Source organism: Candidatus Omnitrophota bacterium (assembly GCA_041649175.1).
Taxonomy (GTDB): Bacteria; Omnitrophota; Gorgyraeia; order Zapsychrales; family JBAZNR01; genus JBAZNR01.
Map to the genome: position 1 here is coordinate 803,192 of JBAZNR010000001.1, position 21,848 is coordinate 825,039.

22 protein-coding genes are annotated in these 21,848 nt (G+C 44.0%); all 22 read left to right on the forward strand.

Annotation, left to right across the window (positions count from 1 at the left end):
* Positions 1 to 2 precede the first annotated feature (2 nt).
* A complete protein-coding gene (gene pth / locus WC676_03235; GenBank protein MFA5059619.1) occupies positions 3 to 584 on the forward strand; it encodes an aminoacyl-tRNA hydrolase in 582 nt (193 codons plus the stop codon).
* Positions 581 to 865 (forward strand): 30S ribosomal protein S6, encoded by a 285-nt coding sequence (gene rpsF, locus WC676_03240; GenBank protein MFA5059620.1) that lies wholly within the window; start codon positions 581 to 583, stop codon positions 863 to 865. Before pth ends, rpsF begins: the two co-directional genes overlap by 4 nt.
* A 21-nt stretch (positions 866 to 886) precedes the next feature.
* On the forward strand, positions 887 to 1,330 hold the full coding sequence (locus WC676_03245) for a single-stranded DNA-binding protein (protein ID MFA5059621.1): 444 nt from the start codon (positions 887 to 889) through the stop codon (positions 1,328 to 1,330).
* A gap of 67 nt (positions 1,331 to 1,397) precedes the next feature.
* Positions 1,398 to 1,712 carry a 30S ribosomal protein S18 gene (gene rpsR / locus WC676_03250; protein MFA5059622.1) on the forward strand — a complete coding sequence of 105 codons (315 nt, stop codon included), beginning with the start codon at positions 1,398 to 1,400 and terminating at the stop codon, positions 1,710 to 1,712.
* A complete protein-coding gene (rplI, locus tag WC676_03255) occupies positions 1,709 to 2,152 on the forward strand; it encodes a 50S ribosomal protein L9 (GenBank protein MFA5059623.1) in 444 nt (147 codons plus the stop codon). Before rpsR ends, rplI begins: the two co-directional genes overlap by 4 nt.
* A gap of 22 nt (positions 2,153 to 2,174) precedes the next feature.
* Positions 2,175 to 3,509, forward strand: coding sequence for a replicative DNA helicase (gene dnaB / locus WC676_03260; protein MFA5059624.1), 1,335 nt, complete (start codon positions 2,175 to 2,177; stop codon positions 3,507 to 3,509).
* 62 nt (positions 3,510 to 3,571) lie between these two features.
* Positions 3,572 to 6,007, forward strand: a complete 2,436-nt coding sequence (gene bamA / locus WC676_03265; GenBank protein MFA5059625.1) for an outer membrane protein assembly factor BamA — start codon at positions 3,572 to 3,574, stop codon at positions 6,005 to 6,007.
* A gap of 30 nt (positions 6,008 to 6,037) precedes the next feature.
* Positions 6,038 to 6,559: an OmpH family outer membrane protein gene (locus WC676_03270; protein ID MFA5059626.1), complete on the forward strand. Its 522-nt coding sequence runs from the start codon at positions 6,038 to 6,040 to the stop codon at positions 6,557 to 6,559.
* 19 nt (positions 6,560 to 6,578) lie between these two features.
* Positions 6,579 to 7,622, forward strand: a complete 1,044-nt coding sequence (gene lpxD / locus WC676_03275) for a UDP-3-O-(3-hydroxymyristoyl)glucosamine N-acyltransferase (GenBank protein ID MFA5059627.1) — start codon at positions 6,579 to 6,581, stop codon at positions 7,620 to 7,622.
* 18 nt (positions 7,623 to 7,640) lie between these two features.
* Positions 7,641 to 8,978 carry a bifunctional UDP-3-O-[3-hydroxymyristoyl] N-acetylglucosamine deacetylase/3-hydroxyacyl-ACP dehydratase gene (locus WC676_03280; GenBank protein MFA5059628.1) on the forward strand — a complete coding sequence of 446 codons (1,338 nt, stop codon included), beginning with the start codon at positions 7,641 to 7,643 and terminating at the stop codon, positions 8,976 to 8,978.
* A 5-nt stretch (positions 8,979 to 8,983) separates the two neighbouring features.
* On the forward strand, positions 8,984 to 9,757 hold the full coding sequence (gene lpxA, locus WC676_03285; protein ID MFA5059629.1) for an acyl-ACP--UDP-N-acetylglucosamine O-acyltransferase: 774 nt from the start codon (positions 8,984 to 8,986) through the stop codon (positions 9,755 to 9,757).
* 30 nt (positions 9,758 to 9,787) lie between these two features.
* Entirely contained in the window at positions 9,788 to 10,600 is an 813-nt protein-coding gene (lpxI, locus tag WC676_03290; GenBank protein ID MFA5059630.1) for a UDP-2,3-diacylglucosamine diphosphatase LpxI, read from the forward strand.
* Positions 10,601 to 10,606: 6 nt separating this feature from the next.
* Positions 10,607 to 11,020, forward strand: a complete 414-nt coding sequence (locus WC676_03295) for an OsmC family protein (GenBank protein ID MFA5059631.1) — start codon at positions 10,607 to 10,609, stop codon at positions 11,018 to 11,020.
* 146 nt (positions 11,021 to 11,166) lie between these two features.
* Positions 11,167 to 12,615 carry a lysine--tRNA ligase gene (lysS, locus tag WC676_03300; GenBank protein ID MFA5059632.1) on the forward strand — a complete coding sequence of 483 codons (1,449 nt, stop codon included), beginning with the start codon at positions 11,167 to 11,169 and terminating at the stop codon, positions 12,613 to 12,615.
* 7 nt (positions 12,616 to 12,622) lie between these two features.
* On the forward strand, positions 12,623 to 13,822 hold the full coding sequence (locus WC676_03305) for an ABC transporter permease (protein MFA5059633.1): 1,200 nt from the start codon (positions 12,623 to 12,625) through the stop codon (positions 13,820 to 13,822).
* On the forward strand, positions 13,822 to 14,493 hold the full coding sequence (locus WC676_03310) for an ABC transporter ATP-binding protein (protein ID MFA5059634.1): 672 nt from the start codon (positions 13,822 to 13,824) through the stop codon (positions 14,491 to 14,493). The genes WC676_03305 and WC676_03310 overlap by 1 nt, the downstream gene beginning before the upstream one ends.
* A 28-nt stretch (positions 14,494 to 14,521) precedes the next feature.
* Positions 14,522 to 15,385 carry a branched-chain-amino-acid transaminase gene (ilvE, locus tag WC676_03315; protein MFA5059635.1) on the forward strand — a complete coding sequence of 288 codons (864 nt, stop codon included), beginning with the start codon at positions 14,522 to 14,524 and terminating at the stop codon, positions 15,383 to 15,385.
* Between the two features lie 89 nt (positions 15,386 to 15,474).
* Positions 15,475 to 15,990: a UvrB/UvrC motif-containing protein gene (locus WC676_03320; GenBank protein ID MFA5059636.1), complete on the forward strand. Its 516-nt coding sequence runs from the start codon at positions 15,475 to 15,477 to the stop codon at positions 15,988 to 15,990.
* Positions 15,987 to 17,039, forward strand: coding sequence for a protein arginine kinase (locus WC676_03325; protein MFA5059637.1), 1,053 nt, complete (start codon positions 15,987 to 15,989; stop codon positions 17,037 to 17,039). The genes WC676_03320 and WC676_03325 overlap by 4 nt, the downstream gene beginning before the upstream one ends.
* A gap of 2 nt (positions 17,040 to 17,041) precedes the next feature.
* Positions 17,042 to 19,459: an ATP-dependent Clp protease ATP-binding subunit gene (locus WC676_03330; GenBank protein MFA5059638.1), complete on the forward strand. Its 2,418-nt coding sequence runs from the start codon at positions 17,042 to 17,044 to the stop codon at positions 19,457 to 19,459.
* Between the two features lie 16 nt (positions 19,460 to 19,475).
* On the forward strand, positions 19,476 to 20,447 hold the full coding sequence (locus WC676_03335; GenBank protein MFA5059639.1) for a hypothetical protein: 972 nt from the start codon (positions 19,476 to 19,478) through the stop codon (positions 20,445 to 20,447).
* Between the two features lie 31 nt (positions 20,448 to 20,478).
* A complete protein-coding gene (gene radA, locus WC676_03340; GenBank protein ID MFA5059640.1) occupies positions 20,479 to 21,840 on the forward strand; it encodes a DNA repair protein RadA in 1,362 nt (453 codons plus the stop codon).
* The last annotated feature ends 8 nt before the right edge of the window (positions 21,841 to 21,848 follow it).

Consider the following 21,848-nt stretch of genomic DNA (forward strand, 5'->3'; position numbering starts at 1 on the left):
TAGTGTCCGCTCGTCTTGTTATTGGTTTAGGCAATCCCGGCAAAGAATATGAAGATACGCGGCATAATTTAGGTTTTCGCGTTGTTACAAAATTAGCCGAGAAATACGAAGCACGGTTCGCGAAAAGCGTTCTTTTAAAAGGTTCTCTGGCTAAAGGTGAAACACAGCAAGGCAAAGCTTATTTTTTTATGCCGTTGACGTATATGAACAATTCAGGTATTGCTGTTACCAAAGCTGTTCATTGGCGCAATGTTGCTCTTGAAGATATTTTGGTTGTTTGCGATGATCTTAATCTTGATTTTGGAAAAATTCGCCTACGCCTTCAAGGCAGTGACGGCGGACACAATGGCCTGCGTTCTATCAAGGAGCATCTTAAGACGAATGAATTTGCTCGTCTGCGTTTAGGGATCGGCGGGCCGTCAAACAAGGGCGAGACAGCCGAATTTGTTCTTTCCAAATTTACCAGCGAAGAAAAAAAAGGGTTGAAAGATTTTGTCGACCAAGCCGTCGACTGTTGTAGTTTGTGGCTAGAAGGACATGTTAATCAAGCGATGAATCAATTTAACAAAAAGGGAGAGCGATGAATAAGTACGAATTGGTAGTGATTGTTAAAGCGCAAATGCCGCAAGAGGCCAAAGAGGCAATAGCGAAATATGCCTGCGATGCTATTTCTAAAAACGGCGGTAAGGTGATCAATAGCCAGGTTTGGCTGGAAAAACACAAGCTGGCGTTTAGCATCAAGAAATGTTTAGAAGCTACATTTTATCTTATTAAGTTTGACGCACCTACAGCGGCCATCATAAAAGCAAAACAACTTCTGCGCATGAACGAAGAAATTTTGCGGTTTATGTTCACCAAAATATAATTTTGTTACGGAGGGATCCCCATGGCTAGTTTAAATAAAGTTCTTCTCATCGGTAATCTGACCCGCGACCCGGAATTGCGCTATACGCCGTCGGGTGTTGCGGTCGTTAATTTGCGTTTAGCGATCAATCGGAAATATAAGGATAAAACGGGAGAAATGAAAGAAGAAGTTTGTTTTATCACCGCGACCGCCTGGGACAGACAGGCTGAAGTCTGTAACCAATATTTGCAAAAGGGCCGTCCTGTTTTCATTGAAGGAAGGTTGCAATCGCGTTCATGGGAAGGAACGGATGGACAAAAAAAATCCGTTATTGAGGTTCGTGCCGAACGAATTCAGTTTTTGGGTGGTAAAGATACCGGCGCTCCTGCGGCCGGCGCAGATGAAGAAGCTCCAGCCGATCATTCTTCTCCGGCGGACAGCAAAACAGAGAGCGCTTCGTGGAATGAAGAAGAAGGCGCTGGATAAAGTTTTTTACTTGAAAGCACCATAACGCATTATCATCGAAAAGATATTTAAGAAAGGTTGGAGGAACGTGGAAAGAAAAAAGGTTGAAAAGTCAGAAAAGGCAGAACGCGCAGAACGCGCAGAACGCACAGAAAGAAATCAACAAGACAGAGAGCGGCGCCAGGTGAAATTCCAGATCGCTAAAGGCACCAGCATTGATTATAAACAATTTAATGTTATCCAAAAATATGTTTCCGGACGTGGAAAAATATTTTCTCGGCGTGTTACGGGTGTTTCCGCTAAACAACAAAGAGAAATTGTCCGCGCGATCAAAAAGGCAAGATTTTTAGGAGTGTTGTCCGGAAGCGCATATGCACCGCATACGCAAGGGAGCAGAGCATGAACGTTATTTTATCTCAAGATGTCCCCAAATTAGGGAAAGCCGGTGATGTTGTTAAGGTTAAAGATGGTTTTGCCCGCAACTTTCTTATTCCGGGAAAGCTTGGCATGATCGCTACCGCTGGGAATTTGAAAAGAGTTGAGCAGGATAAAAGCCGAAGGATTTTGTTGGAATCCAAACAAGAGCAAGAAGCTCAGGAATTAGCTAAAAAATTAGCTAATGTGTCCTGCACGATCATGGTGGAAGTTAATGACCTTGATAGGCTTTATGGTTCCGTTACCGAGGTTGATATTGCAAAAACTTTGGAAGCTGAAGGTTATACGGTTGATAAAAAAGCGATCGTGATCGAAAAGCCCATTGAAGAATTAGGGATTTACGAGATCGGCGTTACGCTTCATCCCAAAGTGACCGGCAAAATAAGGCTTTGGGTTACAAAAAAATAAGTATCAGTAAGCTTGTTGCTCTATGATCACAAATCAGGATATTAAAGTCCCTCCGCAAAATCTCGAGGCTGAAAAGTCTGTGTTAGGCGCTATGCTCATTGACGCTGAGGCCATCGGCGTTTCCGTCGAGATCATCGATCAATCCTGCTTTTATGAAGAAGCCCACCGCCAGATCTTTGAGGTTATGATCAAGCTTTATAATGAACATAAGAATGTTGATCTGATCACTTTAACCGATGAATTAAAAAGCGAAGGCGCTTTAGATTCCGTCGGGGGCGCCAGCTATATTGCCCAATTGATCGATTTTGTCCCTACCTCAGCGAACATTGAATATTACGCACACATTGTTAAAGAAAAAAGCGTACAGCGTATGCTTATTAAAAACGCGACCCAGATCGTTACGGAAGGTTATGAAGTAACCAGCGATATCGATGAGTTGGTAGACCGTGCCGAAAAACTTATTTTTGAGATCGCCGATCTTAAACAGCGCCAGAAAGCCATTCACATCAAGGATCTTATCAAGGAAAGCATTGAAACTATTGATCGGCTTTATCAGCGCAAAGAACACGTGACCGGAATTTCAACGGGATTTAGGGAATTTGATGATAAAACATCCGGGCTTCAAAGATCGGACTTGATCATTATTGCGGGCCGGCCTTCTATGGGAAAAAGCGCCTTAGCTGTTTCGATGGCTGAATATGCCGCGCTTGAGAAAAATGTTCCGGTGGCGTTTTTCAGCTTGGAAATGTCTAAAGAACAGCTGGTCCAAAGACTTTTATGTTCGCACGCGCGAGTAGATGCCCACAAAGTGCGTTCAGGATTTTTGTCTCCGTCCGACTGGCCGAAATTAACGGCTGCCGCCGGAAAATTATCGGCCGCGCCGATCTTTATTGATGATACGCCGGCCATATCCGCTTTGGAATTGCGCGCCAAGGCCCGGAGACTTAAGATGAATTATGATATCAAGATGATCGTTTTGGATTATCTTCAGTTGATGCGCAGTTCGCAAAGGGTAGAAAGCCGCCAGCAGGAAATTTCTGAAATTTCCCGCTCTATTAAGGCCTTGGCGCGCGAGTTAGATATCCCTATTATTGCTATCAGTCAGTTATCGCGCGCGGTGGAAAGCCGCCAAGACCATCGGCCGCAGCTTTCCGATTTACGCGAGTCCGGCGCCATTGAGCAAGATGCTGATTTGGTCGTTCTTCTCATGCGCGAAGAATACTATAATCCTACCGATGAGAACAAAGGTGTTGCCGATTGTATCATCGCCAAGCAAAGAAACGGCCCCGTAGGAACCGTTAAGCTATCGTTCATTAAAGAGTATATGCGTTTTGAAAATTTAGCTCGAAGTGAATAAAATCAGAAAATTTCGTTTAAGAACGTGTTGACAGCCGCTGGTCTTACATTTATAATCAAACAATGCTAAATAAAATATTTTCCTTATTATGTGTGTTTTTGGCAGGTGTTTTAGTCCTCCCGATTTCCGCACAACCAGTTGAAGATGAAGCGCAAGTTCAAGAAGAGCAAGCCATTGCGCCGCTTTCCGATGGCTTAAAGCAAGAAGTTTCCCTGAACACAAAGCTTTCGCTGTCTCCTGAAGAGGCGCCGGCCGCGCAAGAACCCGTCGTCCCGGCAGAAAATAAGATCGTTAAAGTCATTGAGATCAAGGGCAATAAGACTATCAGTCTCTCTATTATCCTTTCCAAGGTTAAAACGCGCGTTGGGCAAGAATACCTTCAGAATGTAGTGAGCGATGATCTAAAGAGGCTTTATAATTCCGGGTATTTTTCTGATGTTAGCGTTGACCATCAGGATTATGAAGACGGTTTTAGGGTCGTTTTTTATGTTACTGAAAAGCCGATCATCGAGAAGATCACGTTTTCTAAAACCCGCCAATTTAATTCAAAAGCATTCCTCCCGAAGATCAAAACTAAGGAAGGGAAATTCCTTGATAATAAGATCTTAAAAGACGATATCGATACCATCAAAGATCTCTATATTAAAAAAGGCCTTACCAATGTTTCTGTTGAAGCTGAGACTTCTGTTGACGAAACGACGCATAAAGCCAAGTTGCATTTCATCATTCAAGAAGGTGACCGTGTTAAGATCGCCAAGATCAATGTAATCGGCAATAGCGCGTTTACTTCAAAGCGGATCATTAAGCTTATCAAAACCCGGTCCGCATGGTTGTTTAATTCCGGCTACTTAAAAGATGAGATCCTTGATGAAGATATGGACCGCATTAAAAGTTTTTATGAACGGGAAGGTTTTATCGATATCAAAGCAGATTACGCCCTCGATTATCAAGAAAAAGGGCGCCTGATCGTCAATATTAACGTTGAAGAGGGCAATCGTTATTATACGGGTAAAATCCTTGTTAAGGGCGCGACGATTCTATCCCAAGAAGAGATCTTGGCTAAAATGAAAGAGATCAAGGTGGGGCATATTTTTAGCCGTGAAAAACTTGATCTTGATGTTGATGAAATTCGTTCCGCCTATTTCGATAAAGGGTATATTTTTGCCAATATCGAGAAAACAACTTCGCTTAATCCCGAAACCGGCAAGGTAGAAATTGCTTTAGATGTCCATGAAGGCGAACTGGCGTACGTGAACAGAGTAAAAGTTCAAGGCAATACGCGCACGCGCGATATCGTTGTTCGCCGAGAATTAAGAATGAATCCGGGCGACAGATTTGACGGAGAGAAATTGCGCCGCAGTAAAGAGCGCCTGCGCAATCTAGGGTATTTTGAGGATATTAATTACGACATTGAAGACACCGATGTCGCGAACAAAAAAGACTTGGTGGTTCAAGTCCAGGAAGCCAAGACGGGAAATTTAAGTTTTGGCGGCGGATATAGCACCATTGACCAATTGGTCGGTTTTGTTGAGATCGAACAGAAGAATTTTGATTTTACCAATTGGCCTACCTTTACCGGCGGTGGACAGAATTTGGTCATTCATGCCGAAACGGGTTCCGTGCGCAATAATCAACGCTTAAGTTTTACCGAACCGTGGCTTTTCGATTATCCTATTTCCGGCGGTTTTGATCTTTACCGTATGCAACACTCGCGAGAACGTGATGTTGGCTATGCCTATGATGAGCGTACCGTCGGAGGCGATATTCGTTTTGGCAAGCAATTATCGGAATATTTAAGCGCTTCCACAAGCTATAAATTGGAAAATATCAAGATCAGCAATCTTGAAGAAGGCGTGAGTTCTGAGCTGGCGCGTGAAGTCGGAGAAAATACGATCAGTACGATGAGTTTTGGATTGGCGCATGACGGACGTGATAATGTTTTTAATCCGAGCAAGGGCCTGTACACCAGCGGTACGGTTGATGTCGCCGGTGGGTTATTTGCCGGAGATAAAGATTTCGTCCGGTTTCAAACGAAGACAAGCTATGATATTCCGATGATGTACGGCTCGGTTCTGGAGTTTCGATTAAGGACCGGATTTGCGGACGCGTACGGAGATTCAGATTTCGTTCCGATCTATGAGCGATTTTTCGCCGGCGGCGCTTATTCGATCCGCGGATACAATGAACGCAAAGTCGGCCCCTTGGATTCCGCAACGAATGACCCTATCGGCGGTGAGAGCATGTTCATCGGTAACATCGAATATACGATTCCTCTGGTTGATTTTATCCGGGTCGCTGGATTTTTTGACACCGGTAATGTATGGTCCAAGATCGATGATTTTGCGTCGGGCGACCTTAAATCTGGCGCTGGGTTAGGCTTGAGAGTTAAAACGCCCATTGGCCCCATCAATCTTGATTATGGTTATCCTTTAAGTGATGAACCGGGAGAAGAAAGCCGTTCCGGGAAATTTTATTTTAGCGTGAGCCGCGGGTTTTAGCGGCTAAAAGAACAAGAAAGGGAGAATTTTATGAAACGGTTAATGAGTGTTGTGGTCATGGGATGTTTGATATTGTCTTTTGCGTCGGGTGTTTATGCCCAAGAAGCCGCTCAGGTTAAAATGGGCTATGTGGACCTAGGGCGGATCTTTGATGAATACGGCAAAACTAAAGAATATGATGAGAGCTTAGCGAAAAAGCAGACCGAATTCCAAAACGAGTATAATAAAAGAGCGCAAAAAGTTACCGAGGAAACGGGAAAGCTCAATGTTTTGAAAGAGGATGAAAAAAATAAACTGCAAACTCAAATTGATAAGGAAACAGCGGACTTAAGAGAATATGGACGTCTTAATTCCACGGATCTTAAAAAAGAACGTGATGAAAGAATAAAAGAGATTCTTATGGATATCGAAAAAGTTGTTAAGGGTTACGCCGAAAAAGAAGGCTATACTGTCATTCTTAATGACCGGGTTCTTATTTACGGTAACCAGAGCTTAGATGTGACGGATCAAGTCATCAAGCTTCTCAACGAAAAATATCCAGCCAAGAAATAATCGATCTTAAGGTATTTTCATGCGTAAAACCCTGGGAGAGATAGCTAAGCTCGTTAAGGGTGAGGTTGTCGGCGATAAGAATATTGTTGTGACCGGGCTTTGCGGAATTAAAGAAGCCCAAGAGGGAGACCTCACATTTATTGCTAATCCAAAGTATTTTTCTCTGATTGGCACGACAAAAGCATCGGCAATTCTTGCGCCCCGCTCGACAGAAAAAACTTCCAAACCGCTTATCCTGGTTGATAATCCGTCCTTAGCGTTTACAAAAATTCTTTCTGCATGTGTTGATCTGCCCAAAAGTCAAAAAGCAGGGATCCATAAAACGGCCATTATCGATAAAACGGCAAAGATTGGTAAAGGGGTTTTTATCGGGCCGCATGTGATCGTGGAAGCAAAAGCAAAGATCGGTGATCATGCCGCTATCCACGCGGGATGTTTTATCGGTTATGATGCGGCTGTTGGAAAAGATTGCCTTATTTATCCGCGTGTAACGATCAGGGAGCGAGTGACTATCGGTAACCGTGTCATTATTCATAGCGGAACGGTTGTAGGCTCTGATGGATTTGGATTTATTGATGTTGAAGGTATCCATGAAAAAATTCCTCAAATCGGAACAGTGATTATTGAGGATGACGTGGAAATTGGCGCTAATGCTGCTATCGACCGCGCCCGTTTTGACAAGACATTGATCGGCCGCGGGACCAAGGTTGATAACCTTGTCCACATTGCCCACAATGTGATCATTGGAGAACATTGTCTTATCTTGGCACAAGTTGGGATATCGGGTAGTGTTACCGTCGAGAAAAAAGCTATTTTAGCCGGTCAAGCCGGGTTGGCCGGGCACCTAACGATCGGTGAGGGTGCTATTGTTGCCGCGCAAGCGGGTGTCACAAAATCGGTGGCGGCCCATACCATGGTATCGGGTTATCCGGCTAAACCGCATGATGAGGCAAAAAAAGTCAACGCCCATCTCCAAAGATTGCCCCATTATGTGGAAACGATCAATGAATTGAAGAAACACATTCAAGCTTTAGAAGCAAAGATCGATCAATCCGGAAAATAATTTTTTTATAAATAATCTATGGACGAAAAACAAAAAACGATTCAAAGCGAAGTTACCTTAGAAGGCGTGGGCCTTCATACGGGGCACAAAACAAAGGTCTGCCTTAAGCCCGCTGAAGTTGGTGCCGGTATTTGTTTTATTCGCACTGATCTACCCGGCTCTCCTAAGGTGAAGGCTGATTTTTCCAGTGTTGACCTAGCCGCGAAAGTTTCGCGATGCACGTCGATCGGCGCCGGAGAAGAAACCATCTATACGATAGAACATTTGATGTCGGTTCTATGCGGGCTCGGTATTGATAATTTAACGATAGAGATCAACGGCAATGAAGTTCCGGGAATGGACGGCAGCGCGACTTTCTTTTTGAACGCGGTTAAGAAATCCGGTGTTGTCGAGCAAGCTGTTTCTCGAAAATATTGCGAAATAAAGGAACCGCTTTGGGTCGAGCGTAACGGCTGTTCTCTTTTGGCTATTCCGGCCTCAGATTTTAAAATATCGTACACGTTAGATTACAGTGATTTTAGAGTGCCGCCTCAATTTTTTAGCCTTGACGTTAATCAACAAACCTTTGAGCAAGAGATCGCGCCTTGCCGTACGTTTTGCATGGAAAAAGAAGTGGAACAGCTTAAAGCGCTGGGCTTAGGCAAGGGCGCTAATTACGAAAATACGCTTGTCGTCGGAGAAAAAGGAGTTGTGAATAATAAACTTCGTTTTGAAAATGAATTTGCCCGCCACAAAGTCCTTGATCTGATCGGAGACCTGTATTTATTAGGCCAGCCGATCAAAGGGCATATCTTTGCCGTAAAAAGCGGGCACACGCTGAACCTGCAGCTTTTAAAAAAGATATTTGATCAAAGTAAAAAAACGCAAGAGTCAGCACCGGATCACCATTTTCCGAGCGAATTGGTTAATGCCACGCAGTTTAATATTGATGGCATCATGAAAATCCTTCCGCATCGTTATCCGTTTCTTTTGGTGGATAGGGTTTTGCAAGTTGAACCGGGAAAACGCGCGGTGGCGGTTAAAAATGTTACGTTCAATGAAAATTTCTTTCAGGGACATTTTCCGGCAAGGCCTATTATGCCGGGAGTTTTAATGGTGGAAGCCATGGCTCAAGTTGGTGGCATTGCAGTTTTAACCGATAAACAAAATCACGGAAAATTAGCGTTCTTTTTGTCAGCCGACAAAGTTAAATTCCGTAAAATCGTCAGTCCCGGCGATCAGCTGGTCATGGAAGTTGATGTGATCCGCAATAAGGCTAAATTTGCCCAGGTGCGCGGCGTTGGCAAGGTTAACGGAGAAATTGTGGTGGAGGCAGATCTTGTTTTTTCTTTTACCGACGGGACATATTTAGGTTAAATAGAATGAATATCCATCCAACAGCCATTGTTCACTCTAAAGCCCAATTAGGAAAGAATGTTATCGTTGGCCCGTATTCTATCATTGAGGAAAATGTTGTTTTGGGCGATGATTGCATTGTTGGGAACAATTGCCTTATTCGCGGTTACACAACTATCGGGAAGGGTTGCCAATTTTTTAGCGGAGCGGTTGTGGGGAGTATCCCTCAAGACAAAAAATTTAAAATAGATCAGAAAGTTTTCTTAGAGATCGGGCAAAATAACGTTTTTCGTGAATATATTACCGTTAATCCCGGAACAGGCGAAAACGGAAAAACGATCATTGGCAGTGATAATTTATTTATGGCCTATTGCCATATCGCGCATGATTGCTGTGTAGGAAATAATTGCGTTTTAGCCAATAATGCTACGTTAGCCGGCCATGTGACCATTGAAGACGCGGCGGTTGTCGGAGGATTGGCGGCTATTCATCAGTTCGTTCGCGTCGGAAAACTCGCTATTATCGGCGGTTGCTCGAAAGTCGTTCAAGATATTCCTCCGTTTTCGATGTGCGACGGCCATCCGGCTAAGGTTTATGGCTTAAATAGCATTGGTTTAAAGCGCGCAAAGATCTCTTCCGAAACTCTTAGGGCATTGCACAAGGCGTTTAAGATCTTATTTCATTCCGGATTGATCAAGGTCCATGCCTTAGAAAAGATAGCGCAAGACATTAGATCTTGTCCGGAGATAGATTATCTAGTCGATTTTACCAAGGCCTCTGCCCGGGGCTTGTGCAGTTAACGGTGGTTCATTCTTAACAGAAATATCCTTATGGAACAACCGCAAATCTTAGGTTTGATCGCCGGAAACGGCAAATTTCCTCTCCTTTTTGTCCACGAAGCGAAAAAAAGAAAAATAAAGGTCATCGCGGTCGGCATTAAAGGGGACACTTCCTTTTTTTTGCGTTTCTTTGTCGACCAATTCCTTTTAGTCAGCGCCGGGGAACTTAAAAAGCTCTTTGATTTTCTTAAAGATCAAAATGTCAAGCAAGTGATCATGGCTGGCCAAGTTAATCCGGAAAATTTATTTGATGAAACGGTTGCCCTAGATCATGAATTTCAGAAATTGTTTTCCGCGCTTAAAGACCGCAAAGCCGACACGATCTTTTCGGCAGTTGCCGCGAAGTTAAAAGAAAATGGCATGGAACTTTTAGACTCAACATTTTTACTGGCCGAATATTTGGCGCCCAAAGGAACGCTGACTAAGCGCGCGCCGACATTGCAAGAACTAGAGGATATCAGTTTTGGAAAAGATATTGCTAAAAATATGGGGCTTTTGGATGTGGGGCAAACCGTGGCTGTGAAGGATAAAGCCATTGTTGCTATCGAGGCCATGGAGGGAACTGATCAAACGATCTTGCGCGCCGGACGTATTTCTCGACGGGGAGCGGTGATCGTTAAAATGGCTAAACCTCAACAAGATAATCGTTTTGATATTCCGGTGATCGGCCCTCGCACCATTGAATCTATGATCAAAGTAAAAGCCGGTTGTTTGGCTATCGAAGCCGGAAAGACACTCATTATTGACCGGGAAAAAACCGTTCGCTTAGCGAATGCTCACCAGATCTGCCTCGTGTCCGGATAATCCTTTATGAAACAGTATATTTACAAAACAGCTATTCAGTGGTCGGCCGAAAAAAAAGGAATTGCCTCGGTTCCCGGCAAGCCAGATCTAGAAATAGCCGCGCCGCCGGAATTTAAAGGGCATCCCGGCATTTGGTCACCGGAAGATCTTTTGGTGGCGGCGGTCAATAGCTGTTTTATGTTGACATTCCTTCATTTTGCGCCGCGCGAAGGTTTTAAAATTACCAGTTATGAGGCGCAAGCCGAAGGCGTTTTAGAAATCAAAGATGGCATTATGATGGTTTCTTCGGTTAAGATCATGCCCAAAATATCGCTGCAACCTGCCGCGAGCAGTGAGCAAATTCACAAGCTTTGCGCACTTTCAAAAGAAAACTGCTTTATCTCGAATTCCGTAAGATCAAAAATAGAAGTTATCTTATAACTTTAATGAGAGCAATAAGTTACGGATAATTTCCTTCCTAGTCTTTAATTGACACTCCCATAGTTTTTCTATATAATACCACTAATATTTATATTAGTTTATGGCGCAAAATAGCGAGTTTTTGTGCCCATTTCAAGGAGAATATTTTGGAACCGCATGAAACTAAAAGTGTTCGATTAGGAAAACTAAGTGACCTCAAAGCCAAAGGTATTACAAATCCTTATGGCGGTAAATTTGATCATACCGATTCTATCGCCGTGATCTTAAGTCAATTTCTCGACGGGAAAGTCGTTTCTGTCGCCGGCCGTATCGTGGCTAACCGTAAACACGGTAAGGTTTTCTTTGTCGACCTTCAAGATCAATCCGGGAAAATCCAGCTTTATATAAAAGCTGATCACGCGGGTGAAAAGACACTGGATATTGTCCATGACCTTGACATCGGCGACATTATCGGCGTTAAGGGCGAACTTTTTAAAACACATATGGGCCAAGAAAGTATCCGCGTTAAAGAATTGACCGTTCTTTCAAAATCTTTGATGACTTTACCGGAAAAATGGCACGGCTTAAAAGACGTGGAGATCCGCTACCGTCAACGCTATGTCGACCTGATCGCTAATCCGGAAGTGCGCCAGCTTTTTATCAAGCGCACAAAAATTGTTTCGGCGATCCGTGCTTTCTTAGATGCAAAAGGTTTTTTAGAAGTGGAAACACCGATGCTGCAACCCATTGCCGGCGGCGCGCGCGGTAAACCGTTTAAAAGTGTTCACAATGCTTACGATATGGAAGTTTTTTTACGTATTGCGCCTGAGCTTTATTTAAAACGCCTTTTGGTCGGCGGTTTGGAAAAAGTGTATGAAATGAACCGCAACTTTCGCAATGAAGGCATTTCTACTCGTCATAACCCTGAGTTTACCATGATGGAAGTCTATCAGGCTTACGCCGATTATGAAGATATGATGAAACTCACTGAAGAATTGATCTGTGAGTTGGTGAACAAGCTTAACGGTTCTTACAAAATGAATTATCAAGGCAAAGAAATTGACTTTACGCCGCCGTGGCAGCGACGGTCATTCGCCAAAACCATCAAAGAAAAGTTTGACATTGATTCTACCGATGACGCGGCAACGATGCTCAAGAAAGTTAAAGCGAAGAAAAATGTCGCCCTTACGGATAAATTAACGCGTTCGGCGGTGATGAAAATTGTCGAGGAACTCTTAGAAGAAGATGCGACGGTTAATCCGATCTTTTTTGTCGATTACTTTACGTTCCTTTCGCCTTTGGCAAAAACAAAAAAAGATGACCCGTCTATTGCCGAGCGTTTTGAGCTTTTTATCGGCGGAATGGAAGTCGGCAATGCCTATTCCGAGCTTAATGATCCCGAAGAGCAAAGAAAACGCCTTTTGGATGACTTGGCTGATGATGTGGAAACGGGCAACCGCGCCATTGACGAAGATTTTGTCCACGCGCTCGAATATGGGATGCCGCCCGCCGGAGGATTAGGGATCGGCATTGACCGATTGGTGATGCTGTTAACAGACGCTGCGTCTATCCGTGATGTTATCTTATTTCCTTTATTGAAACCGGCACAAAAATAACTCCTCTATGCAGTACGAAAATTGGATCAGCTTTCGGTATTTGTCGGCGAAAAAGGCCGGATTTTTGTCGGCCATTAATCTTATTTCCATTATCGGAATTGCCATTGGCGTGATGGCTCTTATTGTGGTGATCGGCGTTATGACCGGTTTTGATACTGATCTGCGTAATAAGATCATCGGTACCAACGCGCACATTGTGATCGAAAAAGAAAGTGGAATTCGCAGTTTTGAAGCGGTTCGTGAAAAAATAAAAGATGTTCCCGGAATTACCGCAACCACCGCCTATATCCACGGCAGTATTTTTCTGGAATCCGATGGCCGAGCGATGGGCTTAGGGATTCGCGGGGTTAATCCGGCCAGCGAGAAAAATGTCACCAAGATCAGTCAATATTTGGTAAAGGGAAAAATTGAAGATTTAACTGGCGATGGCGTTATCGTCGGAAGCGAATTAGCGGATTATTTTGGATTTACGTTAGGCGATACGATCACGCTCATTGCGCCGGCATCGGGCATTTCCGGCCAATCATGGCGTTATAAACTTAGCATCGTGGGCATTTTTACGTCGGGGATGTATGACTACGATATGAACTTGATTTTAGTGAATTTGAAAAAAGCCCAAGAGATCTTCAATTTACCCGCGGATACGGCGACCGGAATTGCTGTTAATGTCAGCAATGTTTACCGCGTCGGTGAGGCAAAAGAATCCATTCATGAGATCCTCGGATATGGATTTTTAGTGCGAACTTGGGTTGAAGCGAACCGAAATTTCTTTGCCGCGCTTCGTTTAGAAAAATTAGCGATGTTCATTATCCTGGCGCTCATTGTTTTGGTAGCTTCCTTTAATATTTTCAGCACGCTGATGGTGACGGTTAAAAGCAAGGTGAAAGACATCGGTATTTTAAAATCGATCGGTGTCCCGAAAAATGCCATTAGAAGGATCTTTACTTTAACCGGGATTTCTATCGGTATCATCGGAACTTTTTGGGGGACTGTATGCGGGGTCACGGCGTGCATCGTTTTAAAGAAATATCAATTCATTAAATTGCCTCAAGAGATTTATTATATTGACCGGTTACCGGTTATTTTACAGCTTAGCGACATTTTGATCATTATAACATCGGCAATTCTTATCAGTTATTTGGCAACGGTTTATCCGGCTCATCAGGCGGCGAATTTAGAGCCGGTTGAGGCCTTGAGGTACGAATAATGTTGGAAGCCACAGGCCTTCATAAAACCTATGATCATTTAAGCGCTCCGTTACATGTTTTAAAAGGAGTTGATTTCAAAATTAATCGCGGTGAAACCGTTGCGGTGGTCGGGCCTTCAGGGGCGGGCAAATCAACACTGCTTCATATTTTAGGAGGACTAGACCGTCCGAGTGAAGGAAAAGTTCTTTTTGAAGGCCGGGAAATTTATAGCTTAAGCGATCGGCAGCGCGCGGATATTAGAAACAACCAAGCCGGATTTGTTTTTCAATTCTATCATCTATTGCCGGAATTTACGGCGTTAGAAAATGTGATTTTACCGGCTCTGATCAAAAACGATATGCGCCAAAAAAAAGAGGCGCAACAAAAAGGATTAGAGCTTTTGGAAAAAGTTGGGCTAGGCAAAAGAGTTTCACACCGGCCTAATGAGCTTTCCGGCGGAGAGCAGCAAAGGGTCGCCATTGCGCGGGCTTTAATGAATGACCCAAAAATTATTTTTTGCGATGAACCGACCGGAAACCTGGATTCACAAAGCGGGCAGGAAGTCGTCGATCTTTTGTTGAAGCTCAATAAAGAAAACCAGCAGGCCTTGATCATCGTAACGCATGACGAAGCGATCGCGAAACGTACACAGAAAATTTTACATATTCGGGACGGAAAGATTTTAAGTTAAATGGTAAGCTCATCAAAGGAGAAGTAATATGAAAATATATCTTAATGGAAAATTTGTGGAAAAAAGTGAAGCCAAGATCTCCGTGTTCGACCACGGATTTCTGTATGGCGACGGAGCCTTTGAGGGAATTCGTTCTTACGGCGGATTAGTGTTTCGCTTAAAAGACCACATTACTCGTCTTTATGAAACAGCGCATACCATGATGCTAAAGATCCCCTTGACCAAAGAACAGATGATCAAGGCGATCACTGGAACACTTAAGGCCAACGGCCTTAAAGATGCGTATATCCGCGTGGTGGTGAGCCGAGGCGAAGGCGATCTTGGCCTGGATCCAAGAAAATGCAAGGGACTGCCTAATATCGTGATCATCGCTGATAAGATCACTCTTTATCCTCAGGAGCTTTATCAAAGAGGAATGGAGATCATTACAGTTCCGACGGTGCGCAATCTTCCGGAAGCGCTTAACCCGCAGCTAAAATCGCTCAATTATCTTAATAACATCATGGCAAAAATTGAGGCGACCAATTGCGGATACAATGAAGCCATTATGTTGGACGCGCAAGGATTTGTGGCGGAATGCACGGGTGATAATATTTTTATCGTCAAAGAAGGACGGCTTTTAACACCGTGGCAGGGACGTTTAAAAGGGATCACCCGCCAAGTGGTGTTGGATCTGGCCGCCAAAAATAATGTCAAAACAAAAGAATGCGCGATCACTCGCCACGAAGTGTTTACGGCGGATGAGTGTTTCTTGACCGGAACAGCCGCCGAGATCATTCCGGTGGTCAAAGTGGACGGACGGACCATTGGCAGCGGCAAACCGGGTGCGGTGACATTAAAATTGATCAAACTTTTTCATGCGTTAACTAAAACAGATGGTGTGAAGTATTAATAAATTGTGACTTGTGATTTGGAACATGTTGCCCGGGTTGCACGTTACAAGTTACATGCCGCAAAACTTTCTGAAAATGAGGAATAATTATGCAATGTGATATTTGCGCAAAGAAAAAAGCCACTGTTCATTTAACGGAAATTGTTGATGAACAAATGTCGGAGTTGCATCTGTGTGAAGACTGCGCGCGTGAAAAAAGTGTTCAGATGGAACAACAGTTTGGGCTCGCTGACCTTTTAGCCGGCCTGTCGGATTTTAGCGGCAATCAACCGACAAAAGATTCTGCCGAGAAAGTAAAAGTCAAATGCGCTAACTGCGGTTTAAGCTATGATGATTTTCGAAAAATGGGGCGTTTAGGTTGCAGCGATTGTTATGTGTCATTTCGTGAATATTTAGGCGCGCTTTTAAAAAAGATCCACGGAGCCGCGCAGCATCGGGGAAAAATCCCGGCCAGGGCGCTGTCGGGCGTTAAAACAAAAACGCTTAACTTGAAAGAATTAAAAGATCAACTGCAGCTGGCTATTCAAAATGAGAATTTTGAAGAGGCGGCCTATTTGCGCGATAAGATCCGTGAGTTTGAGAAAAAAGGAAATCAAGACAAATGAAACTAGATAATCTCATCCATCATACCGGCGAGTGGCTTAAAGGCACGGGTCCGCACGCCAACATTGTGATGTCTTCGCGTATTCGTTTGGCGCGTAATTTAAGTAAGCTTTCCTTTCCCAACAAGGCGAGCAAAAAAACATTGACCGATGTTGTTGATTCGGTCCAAGGGGCTATCGGAGAAATCGACCTGTTCAAAGCCTCCAGTGTTTTTAAGATCAACGAATTGGATAATGTGGATAAACAATTTTTGATCGAACGGCATTTGATGAGCCATGAACACGCGGCTCAAGGTGAAGGCAAAGCGCTTATTATTTCTAAAGAAGAAGTTTTGTCGGTCATGGTCAATGAAGAAGATCATCTGCGTATTCAGGTTTTACAATCCGGATTTAATCTTTTTGAAACGTGGAAGATCATTGACGCCATTGATAGCGCTTTATCGGCAAAATTAGAATTTGCCTTTTTACCGGATTGGGGATATTTAACAGCGTGTCCGACAAATACCGGAACCGGGATGAGGGGTTCTGTCATGCTCCATTTGCCGGCGTTAGTGATGACAAAGCAAATTAATAAAGTCTTGGCGGCTATTTCAAAGTTGAGTTTTACGTCGCGCGGATTTTACGGAGAAGGGACGCAGGCCAGCGGAAATTTCTTTCAGATCTCAAATCAGGTGTCGCTGGGCCATAGCGAAGATGAAATTATCCAAAATATTAACGGACTTATTCGGCAGGTCATTGAGCAAGAAGAGCAGGCACGTCAGGCGCTTTTAGTCCAAAACCGGCCGATGCTGGAAGATAAAATTTGCCGTTCGTTCGGGATTTTACGAAACGCGCATATTATTTCCAGTCAAGAAACGGCAGAGCTATTATCGATGGTCAGGTTAGGGATCGACGTCGGGATCATTAAAGATGTGGATCGGGTTTCTATCAATGAATTATTCTTGATGATCCAGCCGGCGCATTTACAAAAGATCGAAGGGAAAAAATTAACCACACCCGAACGGGATGTGAAAAGAGCTCATCTTATTCGAAGTAAATTAGGAGGGAAATAGAAATGTTCAATCGTTTTACGGAAAGAGCACGCAAGGTTATTGTTTTCGCCAAAGAAGAAGCTAGGCGTTTTAATCACGATTATATCGGCACCGAACATATTTTGTTAGGCCTTATTCGCGAAGGCGAAGGGGTGGCAGCCGCTGTTTTACAAAAATTGGGGCTTGACCTTGAAACCATTCGCATTGAAGTTGAAAAATTAGTTCAACCCGGTCCGCAAACGCAGGTGTTGGGCGATATTCCGTTTACGCCGCGTTCTAAAAAAGCTTTGGAGCTTTCGGCGGAAGAAGCGCGCGCTTTAGGCCATAACTACATCGGCACCGAACATCTTTTGTTAGGCTTGATCAAAGAAGGCGAAGGTATGGCCTATCGGGTTTTGCTTAATTTGGGATTAGACCTAGGAAAAGTGCGCAATGAAGTTATGTCGCTATTGGGTTCTGGAATTCCGGGTTTTAACGCGCAAGAACCCGTGCGCGGTGGCAAAACACCGGCTATTGACGCTTATGGGCGTAATTTAAATAAATTAGCCAAAGACGGCAAACTTGATCCTGTGATCGGACGGCAAAATGAGATCGAGCGCATTGTTCAGATCTTAAGCCGGCGCACAAAAAATAATCCGGTTTTACTCGGTGAAGCAGGTGTTGGAAAAACAGCTATTGTAGAAGGTCTGGCGCAGTTGATCGTACATGGCGATGTTCCGGAGCTTTTGCGCGATAAGAATATCATTGTCCTAGACCTGGCTTTAATGATCGCCGGAACAAAATACCGCGGCCAATTTGAAGAACGCATCAAAGCCATTATGGATGAAATTAAACGGTCAGGAAAGATCATTCTTTTTGTCGATGAGCTGCATACGCTCGTTGGCGCCGGCGCGGCCGAGGGTGCTATTGACGCGGCTAATATTTTAAAGCCGGCTTTAGCGCGCGGAGAGATCCAGTGCATTGGCGCTACAACGTTAGATGAATATCGTAAACACATCGAAAAAGACGCGGCTTTAGAGCGCCGTTTTCAAACCATTGTTGTTGAGCCTCCGTCGGTAGATGAAACGATCCAGATCTTAAAAGGACTTCGCGACAGATATGAGGCACATCATCGAGTTAAATTTTCCGATGAAGCCTTAGAGGCGGCGGCTAAATTATCAGATCGTTATATATCGGGGAGGTTTTTACCGGATAAAGCGGTGGATATTTTAGACGAGGCCGGATCAAGGTCGCGTTTACAGGCGATGGTTGTTCCGCAGGATGTTAAAGATTTAGAAGGCAAGATCGAACAGCTCAAAGAAGAGAAAGAATCCTACATTAAATCTCAGGATTTTGAACGGGCGGCTAAGATGCGCGATCAGGAACGGGAAGCTCGGGAACAATTAGAGCGGGTGCGCAATGAATGGAACCAAAAACGTGATGTGATCATTCCAACGCTTGGCGAAGAAGATATCGCGAAAGTTGTTTCGCAATGGACGAAAATTCCGCTCTTTCGCTTGGAGCAAAAAGACAGCGAAAAACTTCTGAAAATGGAAGAGCGCATACGCAATGCGGTTATCGGCCAGGAAGAGGCTATCAGCGCTATCGCCCGATCTGTCCGTCGGTCACGGGCGGGAATAAAAAATCCCCGACGGCCTATCGGCTCTTTTATTTTCTTAGGGCCCACTGGTGTCGGTAAAACTCTGTTAGCGAGAGTTCTGTCGGAATTTATGTTTGGCGATGAAAATGCACTTATTCAGATCGATATGTCGGAGTATATGGATAAATTCAATGTCTCTCGTTTGATCGGAGCTCCCCCGGGATATGTTGGTTATGAAGAAGGCGGACAATTAACCGAGCGTGTGCGCCGAAGGCCGTATTCGGTCATTTTGTTGGATGAAATTGAAAAAGCCCACCCGGATGTTTTTAATCTTCTTTTGCAGGTTTTAGAAGAAGGACGTCTGACGGACAGTTTTGGACGCAAGATCGATTTTCGTAATACCATTATTATTATGACATCGAACGTTGGCGCGGATATTTTACGCAAGCGCGGTTCTCTAGGATTTATTTCGCAAACAGAAGAGGTCAATTATCAGGAAATGAAAGACCGTCTTTTGGAAGAAGTTAAAAAAACCTTTAAGCCGGAATTCTTGAATCGTATTGATGATACGATCGTCTTTCAGTCTCTGACAAGAGAGAATTTGATCAAGATCGTCGATCTGGAAGTCAAAGAAGTTGCCCAGCGGTTAAAGGAACAACAAATGACTTTTGATCTTTCTAAAGAGGCTTTGGAGCTTTTGATCGAGAAAGGCTTTGACCCTATTTTTGGCGCGCGGCCGCTTAAGCGCACGATCCAGCGCTTCTTAGAAGACCCGTTGGCAGAAGAAATTATCTCGGGCCGTTTTAAAGAAGGCAGCCACGTTAAAATTACGCGTCATAATGACACGTTGGCTTTTGAATAACGGTTAAATTTAAGGTATGGCTAAAAAAGGCCTCGTATTTTTCTTGTGGTTGATTTTTTTTCCGGTGTCTTTGGCCCACGGGGAGAATGTATTTAATTTTAACGGCGTTGTGGATTTTTCCGCGCGGAAAATCAATATGACGTTAAGTTTTGAGAACGGAAGTTCCATTGCGTTTGAGGGAAAATTTCTTGCGCAAGAAAACTTTGAGTTCCAAACCAAGATCAATCATTTCAAAACGCCGCTGTTCGACATTTCCACGGAATTGGGAAGTTCTTTTGAAGTTGTACGCGAGGCTTCCGGGTCTTTTATCCGCGGTGCGCTGGCTAGCCAGTATTCTCTTTTTGATTACAAGCCCGTCGATGAGCTCTCGGGCCACTTCATCATTAAAAAAGGCCGGCTTTATTTATATTCATTATCCTGGGGCGGGATCATCTGTGATGGGTACATTGGCTTGTTCGCTCCGTATGAGATAAGCCTGTCTTTACGTTTTTCTGACGCTCAGCTTGCGGAATTATTGATGTGGCTCGGATGTCCTGTTGAAGACCGTATTTTCGGGCAAGCGTCGGGATTTATTGAGGTTTCCGGGATGACGGATAAGCCTATTCTCAAAGGAAAGATCCTGGCCTATGACGGGTCGATCCAGGGATTAGAGTTCGATCAACTGCAAATCAACTTTTTTGGCTCTTATCCTGTTGTGCAGTTGGACAATTCATTAATTGCACAAAGCGATGGATTAAGTTTTAACATCAGTGGTGATTTTGATCTGTCGCGGCAATGTGATTTCGCGGGAGCGATGGCTGCTGTTAAGATCTCACCGTTAGTTGCGGAAAGCGATATTCACCGGGAGTGGACCATCAAAAAGAAGACAGAAGGAAGCTCCTCTAGTTCGACGGAATTTAAATATCGTTTACGTAAACAAAGCGAGGGGCTGGATTCTTTTGATCGGGAGGCCGATCTTCTAGGTGTGGAACGAAGTATCAAATTCTGAAGTTTCTTTAGTGAAGGATCGTTTGCTAGAAATGAAAATAAAGACACTTTTTATTTGTCAAAATTGCGGCGCCCAATTTCCGGCATGGATGGGCAAGTGTTCTAGCTGCGAAAGTTGGAACACAATTGTTGAAGAAAATGCCGAGGAATTACCGCAAGGAATTCATGTCCCGCTTTCCGTCCGAGATGAACCGGTTTTACTCGGCGATGTTTTGACGAAAGATGAAGACCGGATCAAAACCGGCATTGACGAGTTTGACCAGGTTTTAGGCGGCGGTATTGTGGCGGGATCGGTAACGCTCATTGGCGGTGATCCGGGCATTGGAAAATCGACATTGTCATTACAGGTGGGCTGTGTTTTAAGCGAAAAAAAGCATACGGTTCTTTATGTGAGCGGGGAGGAATCGGTTAAACAATCCAAGATGCGTGCTGACCGTTTAGACAGCCACGGAAAAAGCCATATTTATATCGTTAATCAGATCGATCTTAATATTATCATCGAACATATTCAAAAGCTGAAACCGGAAGTTGTTATCATTGATTCGATCCAGGTTATTTTTCACCCCTCAATTTCATCAAGCCCGGGAAGTGTGAGTCAAGTTCGCGAATGTTCGGCGGTGTTAACACAGCTGGCCAAAACCCAAGGAATAGCACTTTTCATTATTGGCCATGTGACAAAAGAAGGAATGTTGGCCGGCCCTCGGGTGTTAGAGCATGTGGTCGATACGGTTTTATATTTTGAAGGGGAGCGTTATTCGTCTTATCGGGTTTTGCGGGCAACTAAAAACCGTTTTGGCTCGACCAATGAAATTGGTGTTTTTGAGATGTCGGCCAACGGATTAATGGAAGTGAGCAATCCGTCCGAGATCTTTTTATCAGAAAGGCCCAAGGGGTCTTCGGGGTCGGTGGTTGTTCCTATCTTAGAGGGAACACGTCCATTCTTAGTAGAGATCCAAGGCCTGGTCAGCCGGGCAAGTTTTGGCATGGTTCGCCAAAAGGCGCAAGGGTTTGATCAAAATAGGCTTGCATTATTAGCGGCAGTTTTAGAAAAAAAGATCGGCCTTAATTTACAGGATAAAGATATTTTTCTTAATGTCGTCGGAGGAGTAAAAGTCAATGACCCGGCGGCAGATCTGGGTGTTGTGGTCGCTATTGCCACAGCCCTTTTAGATAAGGCTGTTTCTGCGGACATGGTTGTTCTAGGGGAAGTGGGCTTAGCGTCAGAAATACGCAGCGTGAGCCAGATCAGCTCGCGCATTAATGAAGCCCAAAAGCTTGGTTTTAAGAGGTGTATTATCCCTAAAAATAATCTTAAAGGAAAAAACGATTTGAAGAATATTAAGATTGATATTATTTCCGCGGAAACAGTAAAAGAAGTGCTGGACCATTTATAAATTTTATA

Excerpts from the sequence above, each read along its gene's own strand:
- rpsF (MFA5059620.1), top strand. The coding sequence starts at position 581 with ATGAATAAGTACGAATTGGTAGTGATTGTTAAAGCGCAAATGCCGCAA.
- WC676_03245 (MFA5059621.1), top strand. The coding sequence starts at position 887 with ATGGCTAGTTTAAATAAAGTTCTTCTCATCGGTAATCTGACCCGCGAC.
- rplI (MFA5059623.1), top strand. The coding sequence starts at position 1,709 with ATGAACGTTATTTTATCTCAAGATGTCCCCAAATTAGGGAAAGCCGGT.
- dnaB (MFA5059624.1), top strand. The coding sequence starts at position 2,175 with ATGATCACAAATCAGGATATTAAAGTCCCTCCGCAAAATCTCGAGGCT.
- bamA (MFA5059625.1), top strand. The coding sequence starts at position 3,572 with ATGCTAAATAAAATATTTTCCTTATTATGTGTGTTTTTGGCAGGTGTT.
- WC676_03270 (MFA5059626.1), top strand. The coding sequence starts at position 6,038 with ATGAAACGGTTAATGAGTGTTGTGGTCATGGGATGTTTGATATTGTCT.
- lpxD (MFA5059627.1), top strand. The coding sequence starts at position 6,579 with ATGCGTAAAACCCTGGGAGAGATAGCTAAGCTCGTTAAGGGTGAGGTT.
- WC676_03280 (MFA5059628.1), top strand. The coding sequence starts at position 7,641 with ATGGACGAAAAACAAAAAACGATTCAAAGCGAAGTTACCTTAGAAGGC.
- lpxA (MFA5059629.1), top strand. The coding sequence starts at position 8,984 with ATGAATATCCATCCAACAGCCATTGTTCACTCTAAAGCCCAATTAGGA.
- lpxI (MFA5059630.1), top strand. The coding sequence starts at position 9,788 with ATGGAACAACCGCAAATCTTAGGTTTGATCGCCGGAAACGGCAAATTT.
- WC676_03295 (MFA5059631.1), top strand. The coding sequence starts at position 10,607 with ATGAAACAGTATATTTACAAAACAGCTATTCAGTGGTCGGCCGAAAAA.
- WC676_03305 (MFA5059633.1), top strand. The coding sequence starts at position 12,623 with ATGCAGTACGAAAATTGGATCAGCTTTCGGTATTTGTCGGCGAAAAAG.
- WC676_03310 (MFA5059634.1), top strand. The coding sequence starts at position 13,822 with ATGTTGGAAGCCACAGGCCTTCATAAAACCTATGATCATTTAAGCGCT.
- ilvE (MFA5059635.1), top strand. The coding sequence starts at position 14,522 with ATGAAAATATATCTTAATGGAAAATTTGTGGAAAAAAGTGAAGCCAAG.
- WC676_03320 (MFA5059636.1), top strand. The coding sequence starts at position 15,475 with ATGCAATGTGATATTTGCGCAAAGAAAAAAGCCACTGTTCATTTAACG.
- WC676_03325 (MFA5059637.1), top strand. The coding sequence starts at position 15,987 with ATGAAACTAGATAATCTCATCCATCATACCGGCGAGTGGCTTAAAGGC.
- WC676_03330 (MFA5059638.1), top strand. The coding sequence starts at position 17,042 with ATGTTCAATCGTTTTACGGAAAGAGCACGCAAGGTTATTGTTTTCGCC.
- WC676_03335 (MFA5059639.1), top strand. The coding sequence starts at position 19,476 with ATGGCTAAAAAAGGCCTCGTATTTTTCTTGTGGTTGATTTTTTTTCCG.
- radA (MFA5059640.1), top strand. The coding sequence starts at position 20,479 with ATGAAAATAAAGACACTTTTTATTTGTCAAAATTGCGGCGCCCAATTT.